Here is a 13,282-nt window from a genome sequence, read left to right as displayed (position 1 = left end):
ATGCTGTTCGATGAGTTTTTAAACTAAACACACTAAAAAAACAACATTCCTTTCATTTTATTAACATGTATCGTCAATTTTGCTTTGAAACGGTAGGCTAAGATCCAACGATCTTCATATACAAACTCACTCCCCACAAGATCACAAGGATCATTAGTGAAAGCGTGACGGCTGCAGAGCCCATATCTTTTGCTCTGCCTGACAAGACATGAAGTTCTGTGCTTACACGATCAGTGAGTGCTTCAATTGCTGAGTTTAATAATTCAACAATTAATACCACTAGCAGTGAGCACATAAGAATTGCCCAATGAAGTAATGAAGATGCCAGCAGAAATGAAAAAGGAAAAAGGATTATGCAGATCAGTAACTCTTGCCTGAATGCAGCTTCTTCTTTAAACGCTGCTTTAAATCCTAGATAGGAGCAGTATGTGGCTTTAAATACACGCTTGAACCCTAATCCATTTGGTTTGAATACATCTTTCATTAAATAAGCTCTTTTAAAGGTCAAAAGAAAGCCCCGCAATGCGAGGCTTTATATTTTAGGCTACGCCGTATTTATCACGATACGCTTTTACTGATACTAAATGTTCACCCATTGTCCCTTGGTTTTCAAGGTAACTAATCAAATCAGCAAGTTTAACAATAGAGATTACCTGTGTATTAAAGTCGCGCTCAACCTCTTGAATAGCAGAGAGCTCAGCTTTACCTTTTTCCTGACGATCTAGTGCTATTAATACACCACTTAAGTCTGCGCCATTATCTGCAATGATTTCCATTGATTCGCGAATTGCGGTACCCGCAGTGATCACATCATCCACCAGCATTATTTTACCATTTAATGGTGAGCCTACTAATGTACCGCCTTCACCATGCGCTTTTTTCTCTTTGCGGTTAAAGCAATAAGGTACATCTTTGTTGTAATGATCTGCTAATGCTACAGCTGTGGTGGTAGCGATTGGAATACCTTTATAAGCTGGTCCAAATAAAACATCATATTCTATAGCCGCATCTTCTAGAGCTGCAGCATAAAAACGGCCTAACCGTGCTAAATCACGTCCAGTGTTAAATAAGCCTGCATTAAAGAAGTATGGACTAGTACGGCCTGATTTAAGGGTAAACTCACCAAACTTCAGTACCTGCTTTTCTAGCGCAAATTCAATAAATTCTTTTTGGTAATCTTTCATTTTTTGCTACCCACTTATTTATGCTAATGCTTGCTTTTGAACGTCAATGATCTCTCTAATAGAGTGTTTTGCTAATGTAAGTAACTCATCAAGCTCATCAAACGAAAACGGTTCGCCCTCTGCCGTGCCTTGAACTTCAATAATTTTACCTGTTTCAGTTAAAATTACATTCATATCAGTTTCTGCCGCTGAGTCTTCAATATATTCTAAATCACTTATAGCTTGGCCCTTATATATGCCAACTGAAATCGCAGCAATCATATGCTTAAGCGGGTTTGAATTAATCATACCCTTGGCACGCATGTGGGTTAGTGCATCGACAAGTGCAACACAAGCACCGCTTATTGATGCTGTGCGTGTTCCACCATCGGCCTGAATGACATCACAATCAATAGTAATTGTGTTTTCGCCAAGTGCTTTTAAATCAACTGCAGCGCGAAGTGCACGTGCGATCAAACGTTGAATTTCCATTGTTCGGCCACCTTGCTTACCACGAGACGCTTCACGAGCATTGCGCGTGTGTGTTGACCTTGGAAGCATGCCGTACTCAGCATTTATCCATCCCTTACCTTGGCCTTTCATGAAACGCGGAACGCCCGATTCAACCGTAGCTGTACAAAGTACTTTGGTATTACCAAATTCAACAAGTACAGACCCTTCTGCATGTAAAGTATAATTACGTGTAAATGATACGGGTCTAATTTGATTTGGTGTTCTTTGGCTTGGACGCATTGACGATCCCCTTAATTCATAATTTGCCACATTATAAGTGTATGTGAGTACAGATACCATGCTGATTTAACAAATACCTGGTTGCAAAACATTCAGCTACTTAAATTTTCCCTAGAGGTTGGAGAGTGTTTCGGTATAATAATAATTAATTATGTATTATAAAACTTAGGAAACCATCCATGATCCACAGTATGACAGCTTATGCGCGTCGCGAGATAAAAGGCGATTGGGGCACTGGCACTTGGGAAGTTCGATCAGTTAACCAACGTTACCTTGAAACCTTTATTCGCGCACCAGAGCAATTTCGTGGGATGGAGCCTGTTATTCGTGAACGCTTACGTAAACATCTACAGCGCGGTAAAGTAGAAGTATTTTTAAAGTTTGTTGCAAACCCAGCTCATGTTGGTGAGTTATCAATCAATCAAGCATTGGCTGAACAACTTATAAATAGTGCTAAATGGGTTCAACAGCAAAGTAATGGTGAGATAAACCCTGTTGATATTTTACGCTGGCCTGGTGTAATGGAAGCCGAAGAACTGGATATGGACAGCGTAAACACAGCGCTAATTGCAGGGCTTGATGAAGTAATAGAAGACTTTAAATCAGCACGGGGTGATGAAGGCGCAAATTTAGAAGAGATGATAGCAACTCGCCTTGATGCAATTATAGAGCAAGTAAACACTGTAGAAACTCACATGCCAGAAATTACTAAATGGCAGCGTGAGAAACTTGAACAAAAATTGGAAGATTTAACGACAAATATTGACGAGTCTCGTCTTGAGCAAGAACTAATTTATCTGGCACAAAAACAAGATGTAGCCGAAGAACTCGACCGCTTAAAGTCTCATGTTAAAGAAACTAAAAAAATTCTTAAAAAAGGCGGCGCATGTGGCCGTCGCCTAGATTTCATGATGCAAGAGTTTAACCGAGAAGCAAATACCCTCGCCTCTAAGTCTATTAATAGCGATATTACTAATGCAGCAGTGGAGCTTAAAGTTCTAATTGAACAGATGCGTGAGCAGATCCAAAATATTGAATAGCGTAAAGTACGCCTGTGACTCACTTGAGCACAAATAGCTAAATAAAGTACAATGTAATAATTAAAGGCTTGGGTTATTTATAACTCAAGCCTGTTTATTTTTTGATAGAGAAAAACATGGCTCAAACTCGCGGAAACTTATTTATTTTATCAGCGCCATCAGGTGCAGGTAAGTCTAGCTTAATTAATGCCTTACTTAAGAAACATGCAGATATGAAAGTATCGGTATCGCACACCACTCGCTCACCTCGCCCAGGTGAAGAAAATGGCATTCACTATCACTTTGTAACTACAGATGAGTTTAAAGCATTAATTACCAAAGATGATTTTTTTGAGTGGGCACAAGTTTTTGATAACTATTACGGTACATCAAAACAAGCTATTGAGTCGCAACTTGACGCAGGCATAGATGTATTTTTAGACATAGACTGGCAAGGTGCACAGCAAGTTCGTAAAATTATGCCAAGCGTGCAGACTATTTTTATTTTACCGCCTTCTAAAGCAGAACTTGAACAACGCTTAAATAACCGCGGCCAAGACTCTGCAGATGTTATTGCGTCTCGTATGGCCAAAGCACAATCTGAAACATCTCATTTCAACGAGTACGATTTTGTTATTGTAAACGATGATTTTGATACTGCCTTTGGTGATATCGAAACGATTGTTATGGCGCAGCGTTTAACATTAAGCGCTCAAGAAATTCGTAATAAAAAATTACTAAATGACCTTTTGAAGTAAATTAAGGGCATTTAATTAGGTCATACTCAGTAAAACTGATAAAAATTGACCACTACCTATTGGCGAAAGTCCCTGCGTGCAGTAAACTACGCCTTTGCTTTTAAATTATTTTTGGAGTGCTGAGATGGCTCGCGTAACAGTTGAAGATGCAGTAGATGCAGTTGGTAATCGTTTTGACTTAATTTTAGTTGCGGCTCGTCGTGCCCGCCAAATTGCTGTTGGTGGTAAAACTCCACTAGTAGACCCTGAAAACGATAAACCGACCGTTGTTGCTTTACGTGAAATTGAATTAAACCTTGTTGATAGCTCATCAATGGATTTAATCGACCGTGAAGAACAACAACATCAAGAAGCAGCAGAACTTGCTGCTGTTGCTGCTATTGTTGGTGGCAACCAATAATCGACCTCCCGGTCTGATTTAGCCAACGGCGCAGTATTTCTACTATAGCCGTTGGCAATCCTTTCTTTTCATCGTATATTCTTAACTTACCGTTACCTAATTTGCTTCACTAGAACATTGGAGTGTGAATGTATCTTTTTGAAGGTCTAAAAAAGAAAATTTCTGAATACTTACCTGCTGCTGAAGTAGAGCTGGTACAAAAATCTTACGTGGTAGCACGAGAGGCCCATGAAGGTCAAACTCGCTCAAGCGGCGAGCCTTACATTACTCACCCCGTTGAAGTAACTCAAATCCTCGCAGGTATGCACCTTGATCATGAAACGCTCATGGCCGCATTAATGCACGATGTAATTGAAGATACCGACTTTAGCCAACAAGACTTAGCTGAGATTTTTGGCGAAACTGTCGCAGAACTTGTTGAAGGTGTAAGTAAGCTTGATAAGCTGAGCTTTAAAGATAAAAAAGAATTTCAGGCTGAAAACTACCGAAAAATGATCATGGCAATGACCCAAGACATTCGGGTTATTTTAATCAAACTTGCCGATAGAACACACAATATGCGCACCCTTGGCGCACTTCGCCCTGATAAACGCCGCCGCATAGCGCGTGAAACACTTGAAATATACGCACCCATTGCAAACCGTTTGGGTATTCACGATATAAAAAATGAATTGGAAGACTTAGGTTTTCAAGCATTATACCCTATGCGCCATCGTGCACTTAAGTCGGAAGTGGCTAAAGCCCGTGGTAACCGCAAAGAAGTTATCTCCAATATTCAAACCGAAGTAGAAGCTCGCTTAGAAGAATCGGGCATTGCTGCTACTGTATCTGGACGCGAAAAACACCTTTATAGCATTTATAAAAAAATGCTAAATAAGGAGTTGCTGTTTAATGAGGTAATGGATATTTATGCGTTTAGAATTGCCGTCGATTCAATGGATACCTGCTACCGTGTATTAGGCGTTGCGCATAATTTATATAAACCTATTGAAACTCGCTTTAAAGATTACATTGCGGTACCTAAAACAAATGGTTACCAGTCGTTGCATACTTCGCTTGTTGGCCCGCATGGTATTCCTGTAGAAATACAAATTCGTACTCATGATATGGATCATATGGCCGACAAAGGCGTTGCAGCACATTGGATGTATAAAAAAGCTGGCGATGGTGCAGGAAATACGTCTCAGCAACGTGCTCGTCAGTGGATGCAAAGCTTACTTGAACTTCAACAAAGTGCAGGGTCGTCATTTGAATTTATTGAAAACGTTAAAACAGAATTATTTCCTGAGGAAATTTACGTATTCACCCCTGATGGCCGAATAGTTGAACTACCAATGGGTGCTACTGCGGTCGATTTTGCGTATGCAGTTCATACCGACGTAGGCAATACCTGTGTAGGCGCGCGTGTTAACCGCAAACCTTACCCGCTAAGTAAACCACTAGACACAGGCCAAACAATTGAAGTGATCACCAGTTCAGGCGCTCACCCTAATGCAACTTGGCTTAACTTTATTGTGACGGGTAAAGCGCGCTTAGGTATTCGTAATTACCTTAAGAGTCAGCATCATGAAGAAGCTATGTTGCTTGGTAGACGCTTACTTGACTCTGCACTAGGCGAAAACAAGCTAGATAGTATTCCTGATGAAAATATTGCACGCGTTCTTGAAGAGCATGAACTTTCGACCTTACTTGAGTTGCTTGTAGAAATTGGCGCTGGTAATTTAATGAGCGTACTCATAGCCAAGCGTTTATTGCAAAATGATTCTGACGACTTGACCGACATAACTAAACAAGCCAAAGCGACCATTATTGGAACAGAAGGCATGTTAGTCAATTACTCTAAATGTTGCCGCCCTGTCCCAGGTGATGCAATTACTGCACACATAAGCCAAGGTAAAGGATTAACAGTTCATCGCCAAGAATGTAAAAATATTCGTGGCTGGGAAAGTGAACGATCTAAATACTTGGTCGTAAAATGGGATGATAACCCTGAAAAAGAATACATAGCAGCCCTTAGGGTAGAGATTATTAATCATCAAGGTGCGTTAGCTAAGTTAACCAACGTAGTTGCCACAACCCACGCTAATATTGTTGAAATAGCGACTGACGAAAAAGAAAGTAATTTATATGTGATAGACCTTGGAGTCACGGTTAAAAACCGTGTCCATGTTGCCAATATTATGCGAAAAATTCGCGTAATGCCTGATGTGCAAAAAGTCTATCGAAAAAAATAACATAGGAAAAACATGAACAAAGCATTTATATCCACCGAAAAAGCACCTGCAGCAATAGGTACTTACAGCCAAGCAGTTAAAGTTGGCACTGCAGTATACTTGTCTGGTCAAATTCCATTAGTACCTGAGACTATGGAGGTTATATCAGAAGACTTTAGTGAGCAAACACATCAAGTGTTTAAAAATATCACAGCAGTGTGTGAAGAAGCCGGTGGTAAAATTCAAGACTTAGTTAAAGTAAATATTTATTTAACTGATTTATCTAACTTTGCTGTCGTTAACGAAGTGATGAGTCAGTACTTTAAGCAGCCATACCCTGCACGTGCAGCAATTGGTGTACGTGCTTTACCAAAAGGTGTACAAGTTGAGATTGACGGAATAATGGAACTGCCTTCAACTAACTAATATTTTCCTGAGCTATAGACCCACTCTATAGCTCACACCTGTCCTCTTTTTATACTATATTGTTATTCTTACTATCTTGACTCCGTCTTCAATTTCTATCACTCTGTAACTATGTCATTAATTTACTAAAACTTTAGTGGTTAAAAAGGATTAGCTGTGTTTAAGCTTGCTCATAATGGGAATGTTTTACTCGATGTAAATAAACACCCGCCTCCAAGTGCTACATTTGTTATTGAAGCAATAGAAATGTCTAAATTTTGCGACTGTAAAATTGATTACGACGCAATTAATGCATTCTTCAAAGATAAAAGTGCAGAGCCAGTACTTATCGTCGCGACCAAATACGATGCAAAGTTAGAGGTTGTCATCAGTGATGATAAAATGATGGCTACTGGCGAGCTTACCGTCGCGCAAGGCGGTGATTTACTCAGCCTTGATGATGCAAAAAAACAGCTAGTCAAAGCAGGTATAGTTCGTGGTTATAAGCAAGCATATTTAGAACAACTATTACAAAAGCAATTTACTGCTAAAGCAGGTGAGGTTGTGCAGGGTATTTTGGCTCAAGGCCGCCTGCCCAGTGATGGCTTAGCAACTAAACTCGTTACCAAAGTAAGAACTTTAAAAGACCATCTAAAAACCCCAAAGTTAAAAGAAGATGGCAGCGTTGATATGCGTGACTTTGGTAAAATGGCAAGTGTTGAGCCTGGTGCGGTACTTATACGCCAGCAACCCGCAACTCCAGGAAAAGAAGGCTTTACTGTACTTGGCGATATACTACCAGCGAAACCGGGTGACAATAAACAACTTGTTGCCGGTGAGGGTACCGAGATCTCTAAACTTAACCCTCTAGAGTTAGTATCAACCATATCAGGTGTGCCTATTGAAATTACTAACGGAATGCGCGTAGACGATATTTTTACTATTCCCGATGTCAACGTTAAAAGCGGTCATATTGATTTTGAAGGCAGTGTGATTGTTACTCGAAATATAGAACCTGGAATGAAAGTAACCGCCAAAGGTGATATTACAATATTTGGTACTGTTGAATCTGGTGAGTTAACGGCCGGCGGTAATATTACTGTTAAGCAAGGCGTTATTGGGCATCAAAAATCTGACGACAAATCGCTTTCGTGTAAGCTTATATGTGAAGGCGACATTCATGTATCCCACTCACAATATTGCTATTTAGAAGCTGCAAATATTTTTATTGAGCGACAAACTAGCCACTGTATTATAAAGGCACGTCATGCTCTTAAGGTAGGTCAACCAGATTTACCTAAAGGTAAGATATTTGGCGGCGAGATTTTAGACGCGACAACATTAATTGCTGGTGAAATTGGCAACGAATCGGGTGCTAAAATGGTTATTAATTTAGCAAGCTCCGGCGGTGATATTACTGCTGAAACTGACGAGTGCTTTAAAGAGCTTGCTAAAACGGAGCAGCAATTAGACTCCTTACAACCTGCATTAGAAAAAGCAGACTTGCTTAAAGATCCAGAAAGAAAAAACGAACTTATCAATAAAATTGGTGCTACTCAGTTACATCTATGTCAACAAGCAGAGCAATATGAAAGGCAACTCTCATCATTAGAGAATAACCTTCATGAATTACTTACAAATACACACTTAATCGTCAATACAGTTTTACATTCAGGTGTGGAAATACATATTTTTGATAAAGTTCTTAAAACAAACCGTAATTACCCACCTTGCACAATAAAACTGATGAATAACAAAGTAGAAGTTGAGTTTAAAACATCGTGAATCTAGAGTGCTCAAAGCAGCACTCTTATATCTTTCATTAGAGTAGACCGTCAACACTTGCATGTGTTTGTGTTGACCATACTCCAACTTGAACTTGTCCAATATGTTCCTTTTGCAGCAATAACATAGCCAAACGTGATTGCCCAATACCTCCACCAATAGTTTGTGGAAACTGACTTTTTAATAATGCCTTATGCCAATTCAATTGCAGGCGGTCATCATCTCCTGTAATCCTCAACTGAGTTTTTAGTACCTCGGGGCTTACACGAATCCCCATTGAAGATATCTCAAAGGAATCTTCCAGTATTGGATTCCATACTAAAATATCACCATTGAGCCCTATATATTGTTCGCTCGTTGGTGTAGACCAATCGTCATAATCAGGCGCTCTTACATCGTGAATTTGACCATCGCCTAATTGACCGCCAATCCCAATTAAAAATACAGCACCATATTTTTTTGCTATTGCTTTTTCGCGATTTTTAGCCGTAAGGTCAGGGTACATTTTACGAAGCTCTTCACTGTACACAAATTGAATATCACTTGGTAAAAAAGGATCAAGCGAAAAGTGTTCGCTAACAAATTGCTCTGTTTCTTTTATGCCTTTATAAATTGATTCAACTGTACGTTTGAGGGTAGTTAAAGAACGTTCTGTTGATTCACAAATTACCTTTTCCCAATCCCACTGATCAACGTAAACCGAGTGGATAGGACTTAGCGACTCTTCATCAGGGCGCAGTGCCTTCATTTGAGTGTAAAGGCCTTCACCTTTACTAAATCCATACTCACCTAACGTTTTACGTTTCCACTTTGCTAGCGAATGCACAACTTCGTATTGGCTATCGGCAATCGCTTTTACATTTACTGCTACAGCGTTTTCATGACCGCTTAAATTATCTTGTGTGCCATCACCTACTTTTGCAAGAATAGGTGCCTGCACTTCGACTAGCCCTAACTGTTTTTCCAATTGCCGTGAAAAAAATTGCTTTACGCTGCTTATTTGCAACTGCTGCTGCACATAGTGTGAACTCATAATAATTGGCCTCATTCCCAGTTATTGTTACTTACTTTATTTTTAATAACGCACCTAACAGATGCTGCTAATGAAGTTACTGTAACGATTTAAACTTTTAATTCAATAACCCACAATTAAAATAGCTTTAATGTATAATTTCGATTAATTTATAGGGGATAAAAATATGAATTCACTAATTTAAATAAGAAAAAATAATGGAAAATTATCAAATCGATAATCTCGATAAACAGATACTTCACGCTTTAATGGAAAACGCCCGCACAGCTTATGCAGAATTAGCGAAACGTTTTAACGTAAGTGCCGGCACTATTCATGTGCGTGTAGAAAAATTAAAACAAGCAGGAATTATCACAGGCACCCAATTAAGTATAAATACAAAGCGACTTGGCTATGACGTTTGCTGCTTTATTGGTATTAATTTAAATAATGCACGCGACTATCCTGAAACACTCATTAAACTCGAAGCGCTCGAAGAAGTTGTTGAAGCCTATTACACCACCGGTAATTACAGCATTTTTATTAAAGTAATGGCTAAATCAATCGACCACTTACAGGATGTATTAATAAATAAAATTCAAGCGATAGAAGCTATCCAGTCCACCGAGACACTTATTTCTTTACAAAACCCAATTAGCCGTACAGTGATGCCTTAGTACATAAAATTTCGTATAATTAATAAAAAAGAGGATCACCATGCAGCAAAATCGCTATCAACGAATTAAAGACGTCTTATCGCGTCGCCAAACCGACTTAACCGTGTGCCTAGAAGACGTGCACAAACACCATAACCTATCGGCTATTGTAAGAAGTGCCGACGCAGTGGGTTGCCACCATGTACATGCTGTATGGCCTGAAAACCAAAAATGGCTAACTAATAACACCTCAGGCGGGAGTAAAAATTGGCTAGAAACCCACCTTCATAAAAATATTGATGATGCCGCAACCATGATGCGACAGCACAACCCAAATATACAAATATTAGCCACGCACCTGAGCGAAGATGCCGTTGATTTTAGAGAAATAGATTACACAAAACCCACAGCAATTATTGTTGGGCAAGAAAAAACAGGGATCTCAGCACAAGCCCTTAAGCATGCCGATCAAAACATAATTATCCCTATGCAAGGCATGGTGCAATCTCTTAATGTTTCTGTGGCTGCAGCACTCATTTTATTTGAAGCACAACATCAACGCGAAAAGGCAGGGCTATATAACCGTAATATGTTGAGCGAAGATATAAAACACCCTATGTATTTTGAAGGCTACCACCCCGTTATAGCTAAACAATGCCGTATAAAAAAACTACCTTACCCGCCACTCGATGAAGAAGGTGAAATAATTGCTGACGATGAATTTTGGCACGCCTTAAAACATGCTTGATGCTTAGCGAGCCTGTGAGTACACTTAACTCATTCACAAATAAAAAGATTTGAGCCTACATTGTCTAAACCTAGCTTAAACCAATACCCCATTACGGAACTTAAAGGGGTCGGACCCAAAATGGCCGAACGCCTTTTAAAGCTAGGTATTAAAAACGTGCAAGACATGCTCTTTCACTTACCGCTTAGGTACGAAGATAGAACCCGTATTTATTCCATCAACGAACTGTCATTACACAGCCACGTGAGCATTGAAGCCACAATAGAAACAAGCCAGATCACATTTGGCAAAAGACGTATGCTCGTTGTGCAAGTAAATGATAATACAGGGAGGCTCACACTTAGATTTTTTAATTTCAGTGCAGCACAAAAAAATGCATTAAGCCCTGGAAAAATAATACGTTGCTTCGGCGAAGTTCGCCGCGGGCGTGTTGGCTTTGAAATGAGCCATCCAGAATACAGTTTAAGTGATACACCAAGTGAGCAGCCAACAGCTTCAACATTAACGCCAGTATACCCAACAACAGATGGTTTAAAGCAATTATCTATTAGGGCCCTAAGTGAACAAGCTGTAGAGCTGCTTAATAAATACTCTGTTGAAGAACTGTTACCCGTGCAATGGCAACCTTCTCAACTTGCACTAGCTGACGCCTTATTATTGCTTCATCGCCCACCTAGTAATATCGACGTTAATGAACTAGAGCAAGGAACACACCCTGCTCAGCAGCGATTAGTATTTGAAGAATTACTTGCACAAAACCTAAGCTTATTAAAAGTAAGAAAGCAAGGACAGCAAGTAAAAGCAGTGTCTATAAGTTCTACAAATAAATTAGAGCCTCAATTTTTATCACAATTGCCTTTTGCGCCAACCAATGCACAAAATCGTGTTGTGTCAGAAATTAAAGTTGATCTCGCATCTCCTTATCCTATGATGCGCCTAGTTCAAGGCGATGTAGGCTCTGGCAAAACCTTCGTTGCGGCATTAAGCGCATTAACAGCAATAGCTCAAGGGTTTCAAGTAGCTTTAATGGCACCTACTGAAATACTTGCAGAGCAGCATGGTATAAGTTTCACCTCATGGTTTAAACAATTAGGCATAGACGTAGCATGGCTTGGTGGAAAAACAAAAGGTAAAGAACGTACAGCAACACTAGAAAAGATTGCCTCTGGTGAAGCACAAATGATTGTAGGTACACATGCTTTATTTCAAGATGAAGTAAAATTTAACAACCTAGTACTTATAATTATTGATGAACAACATCGGTTCGGTGTTCACCAGCGTTTAACACTAAGAGAAAAGGGACAATTTAATGGCTGTTATCCACATCAACTAGTGATGACCGCAACCCCCATTCCACGTACTCTAGCAATGACAGCTTATGCCGACTTAGAAGTCTCAATTATTGATGAGTTACCACCTGGGCGAACACCTATTACTACAGTAGCACTTCCAGACACGCGTCGTGACGATATAATTACTCGCGTTAAATCAGCTTGTAATGAACAAGATCGCCAAGTTTATTGGGTATGCACACTCATTGATGAGTCTGAAGCACTGCAATGCCAAGCAGCTGAAGATAGTGCTGTGCAATTGAAGGAAGCCTTGCCAGATTTAAGTATTGGCTTAGTACACGGACGAATGAAGCCAGCAGAAAAGCAGGCCATCATGGACGACTTTAAAAGAGGCCTTATACATGTTTTAGTGGCTACAACAGTAATTGAAGTAGGTGTTGACGTACCTAACGCAAGCTTAATCATTATTGAAAACCCAGAGCGCTTAGGTTTAGCACAATTACACCAGTTACGCGGGCGTGTGGGAAGAGGGAGTATTGCCTCCCATTGTGTTCTTTTATACCATGCACCACTTTCGCATACCGCTCAAAAACGCTTAGGTGTACTTAGAGACAGTAACGATGGCTTTGTGATAGCCGAGCGGGATTTAGAAATACGCGGCCCAGGTGAAGTCCTAGGAACTAAGCAAACAGGCTTAGCAGAATTTAAAATTGCTGATTTAACCCGAGATAAACAAACCCTAAACCAAGTAAGACCTATTGCACAACAGATGTTAAATCAATACCCTCAATATGTAGATCCACTCATTCAACGCTGGTTGGGCAATAAAACAAACTACGCACAAGCATAACCCAATTATACTTATTCCAGCATCACTCTAGGTAGTAAGTGGTTTTCAAATATAGTGTACAGTCTTCTAGCTGAAACCTCTGGATGTAAATGCATATACGCTGATTACTTCCTACCCTTAGCCTTATAAATTATGTTGTAGTGCCCACAGCGGTAGAGAGTCACAGTGAAATGTTGCCTATCTTAGGCCAGTGTATTGAATAGCCAAAACACTCTTAAAAAAGAGACG

Annotated in this window: 13 protein-coding genes; 9 read left to right on the top strand and 4 right to left on the bottom strand. The window is 39.8% G+C overall.

Annotated features, from left to right (window positions below):
* Positions 1-97: 97 nt before the first annotated feature.
* The 3 genes from P20480_RS18315 to rph are packed head-to-tail and all read right to left on the bottom strand — an operon-like array spanning position 98 to position 1,916.
* The gene (locus P20480_RS18315) at positions 98-484 is read right to left on the bottom strand and encodes a diacylglycerol kinase (protein WP_006794747.1); all 387 of its coding nucleotides are present in this window, start codon (positions 482-484) and stop codon (positions 98-100) included.
* A 55-nt stretch (positions 485-539) separates the two neighbouring features.
* Complete coding sequence (gene pyrE, locus P20480_RS06660) at positions 540-1,184, bottom strand: orotate phosphoribosyltransferase (protein ID WP_006794746.1); 645 nt, start codon at positions 1,182-1,184, stop codon at positions 540-542.
* A gap of 18 nt (positions 1,185-1,202) precedes the next feature.
* A complete protein-coding gene (gene rph, locus P20480_RS06665) occupies positions 1,203-1,916 on the bottom strand; it encodes a ribonuclease PH (RefSeq protein ID WP_006794745.1) in 714 nt (237 codons plus the stop codon).
* A gap of 179 nt (positions 1,917-2,095) precedes the next feature.
* Here rph and P20480_RS06670 point away from each other — a divergent pair, with 179 nt between their 5' ends.
* The 6 genes from P20480_RS06670 to P20480_RS06695 all read left to right on the top strand — a co-directional run bounded on the left by P20480_RS06670 (position 2,096) and on the right by P20480_RS06695 (position 8,496).
* Entirely contained in the window at positions 2,096-2,956 is an 861-nt protein-coding gene (locus tag P20480_RS06670; protein WP_008130686.1) for a YicC/YloC family endoribonuclease, read from the top strand.
* Between the two features lie 116 nt (positions 2,957-3,072).
* Positions 3,073-3,693, top strand: coding sequence for a guanylate kinase (gmk, locus tag P20480_RS06675; RefSeq protein WP_008130684.1), 621 nt, complete (start codon positions 3,073-3,075; stop codon positions 3,691-3,693).
* Between the two features lie 124 nt (positions 3,694-3,817).
* Entirely contained in the window at positions 3,818-4,093 is a 276-nt protein-coding gene (rpoZ, locus tag P20480_RS06680; RefSeq protein ID WP_006794742.1) for a DNA-directed RNA polymerase subunit omega, read from the top strand.
* A 128-nt stretch (positions 4,094-4,221) separates the two neighbouring features.
* Entirely contained in the window at positions 4,222-6,327 is a 2,106-nt protein-coding gene (gene spoT, locus P20480_RS06685) for a bifunctional GTP diphosphokinase/guanosine-3',5'-bis pyrophosphate 3'-pyrophosphohydrolase (protein WP_008130682.1), read from the top strand.
* 12 nt (positions 6,328-6,339) lie between these two features.
* Positions 6,340-6,732: a RidA family protein gene (locus P20480_RS06690; RefSeq protein WP_008130680.1), complete on the top strand. Its 393-nt coding sequence runs from the start codon at positions 6,340-6,342 to the stop codon at positions 6,730-6,732.
* Positions 6,733-6,888: 156 nt separating this feature from the next.
* Positions 6,889-8,496, top strand: coding sequence for a DUF342 domain-containing protein (locus P20480_RS06695; protein ID WP_008130679.1), 1,608 nt, complete (start codon positions 6,889-6,891; stop codon positions 8,494-8,496).
* A 37-nt stretch (positions 8,497-8,533) separates the two neighbouring features.
* Here the strand turns inward: P20480_RS06695 and asnA are convergent, their stop codons facing one another.
* Complete coding sequence (asnA, locus tag P20480_RS06700; RefSeq protein WP_033025590.1) at positions 8,534-9,529, bottom strand: aspartate--ammonia ligase; 996 nt, start codon at positions 9,527-9,529, stop codon at positions 8,534-8,536.
* A gap of 197 nt (positions 9,530-9,726) precedes the next feature.
* On the opposite strand from asnA, the gene asnC reads away from it, so the two are divergent.
* From asnC to recG, 3 genes are read left to right on the top strand one after another with little or no spacing between them, the layout of a single operon-like run.
* Positions 9,727-10,185 (top strand): transcriptional regulator AsnC, encoded by a 459-nt coding sequence (gene asnC, locus P20480_RS06705; RefSeq protein WP_006794737.1) that lies wholly within the window; start codon positions 9,727-9,729, stop codon positions 10,183-10,185.
* 40 nt (positions 10,186-10,225) lie between these two features.
* Positions 10,226-10,912, top strand: a complete 687-nt coding sequence (gene trmH / locus P20480_RS06710) for a tRNA (guanosine(18)-2'-O)-methyltransferase TrmH (protein WP_008130677.1) — start codon at positions 10,226-10,228, stop codon at positions 10,910-10,912.
* Positions 10,913-10,972: 60 nt separating this feature from the next.
* Positions 10,973-13,054 carry an ATP-dependent DNA helicase RecG gene (gene recG, locus P20480_RS06715; RefSeq protein WP_033025589.1) on the top strand — a complete coding sequence of 694 codons (2,082 nt, stop codon included), beginning with the start codon at positions 10,973-10,975 and terminating at the stop codon, positions 13,052-13,054.
* The last annotated feature ends 228 nt before the right edge of the window (positions 13,055-13,282 follow it).

The sequence above is a fragment of the Pseudoalteromonas sp. BSi20480 genome (assembly GCF_000241365.1).
GTDB classification, from domain to species: Bacteria; Pseudomonadota; Gammaproteobacteria; order Enterobacterales; family Alteromonadaceae; genus Pseudoalteromonas; species Pseudoalteromonas marina.
This window is presented reverse-complemented; position numbering and strand designations above follow the sequence as displayed.

Excerpts from the sequence above, each read along its gene's own strand:
- rph (WP_006794745.1), bottom strand. The coding sequence starts at position 1,916 with ATGCGTCCAAGCCAAAGAACACCAAATCAAATTAGACCCGTATCATTT.
- gmk (WP_008130684.1), top strand. The coding sequence starts at position 3,073 with ATGGCTCAAACTCGCGGAAACTTATTTATTTTATCAGCGCCATCAGGT.
- trmH (WP_008130677.1), top strand. The coding sequence starts at position 10,226 with ATGCAGCAAAATCGCTATCAACGAATTAAAGACGTCTTATCGCGTCGC.
- pyrE (WP_006794746.1), bottom strand. The coding sequence starts at position 1,184 with ATGAAAGATTACCAAAAAGAATTTATTGAATTTGCGCTAGAAAAGCAG.
- asnC (WP_006794737.1), top strand. The coding sequence starts at position 9,727 with ATGGAAAATTATCAAATCGATAATCTCGATAAACAGATACTTCACGCT.
- P20480_RS18315 (WP_006794747.1), bottom strand. The coding sequence starts at position 484 with ATGAAAGATGTATTCAAACCAAATGGATTAGGGTTCAAGCGTGTATTT.
- P20480_RS06670 (WP_008130686.1), top strand. The coding sequence starts at position 2,096 with ATGATCCACAGTATGACAGCTTATGCGCGTCGCGAGATAAAAGGCGAT.
- rpoZ (WP_006794742.1), top strand. The coding sequence starts at position 3,818 with ATGGCTCGCGTAACAGTTGAAGATGCAGTAGATGCAGTTGGTAATCGT.
- spoT (WP_008130682.1), top strand. The coding sequence starts at position 4,222 with ATGTATCTTTTTGAAGGTCTAAAAAAGAAAATTTCTGAATACTTACCT.
- asnA (WP_033025590.1), bottom strand. The coding sequence starts at position 9,529 with ATGAGTTCACACTATGTGCAGCAGCAGTTGCAAATAAGCAGCGTAAAG.
- P20480_RS06690 (WP_008130680.1), top strand. The coding sequence starts at position 6,340 with ATGAACAAAGCATTTATATCCACCGAAAAAGCACCTGCAGCAATAGGT.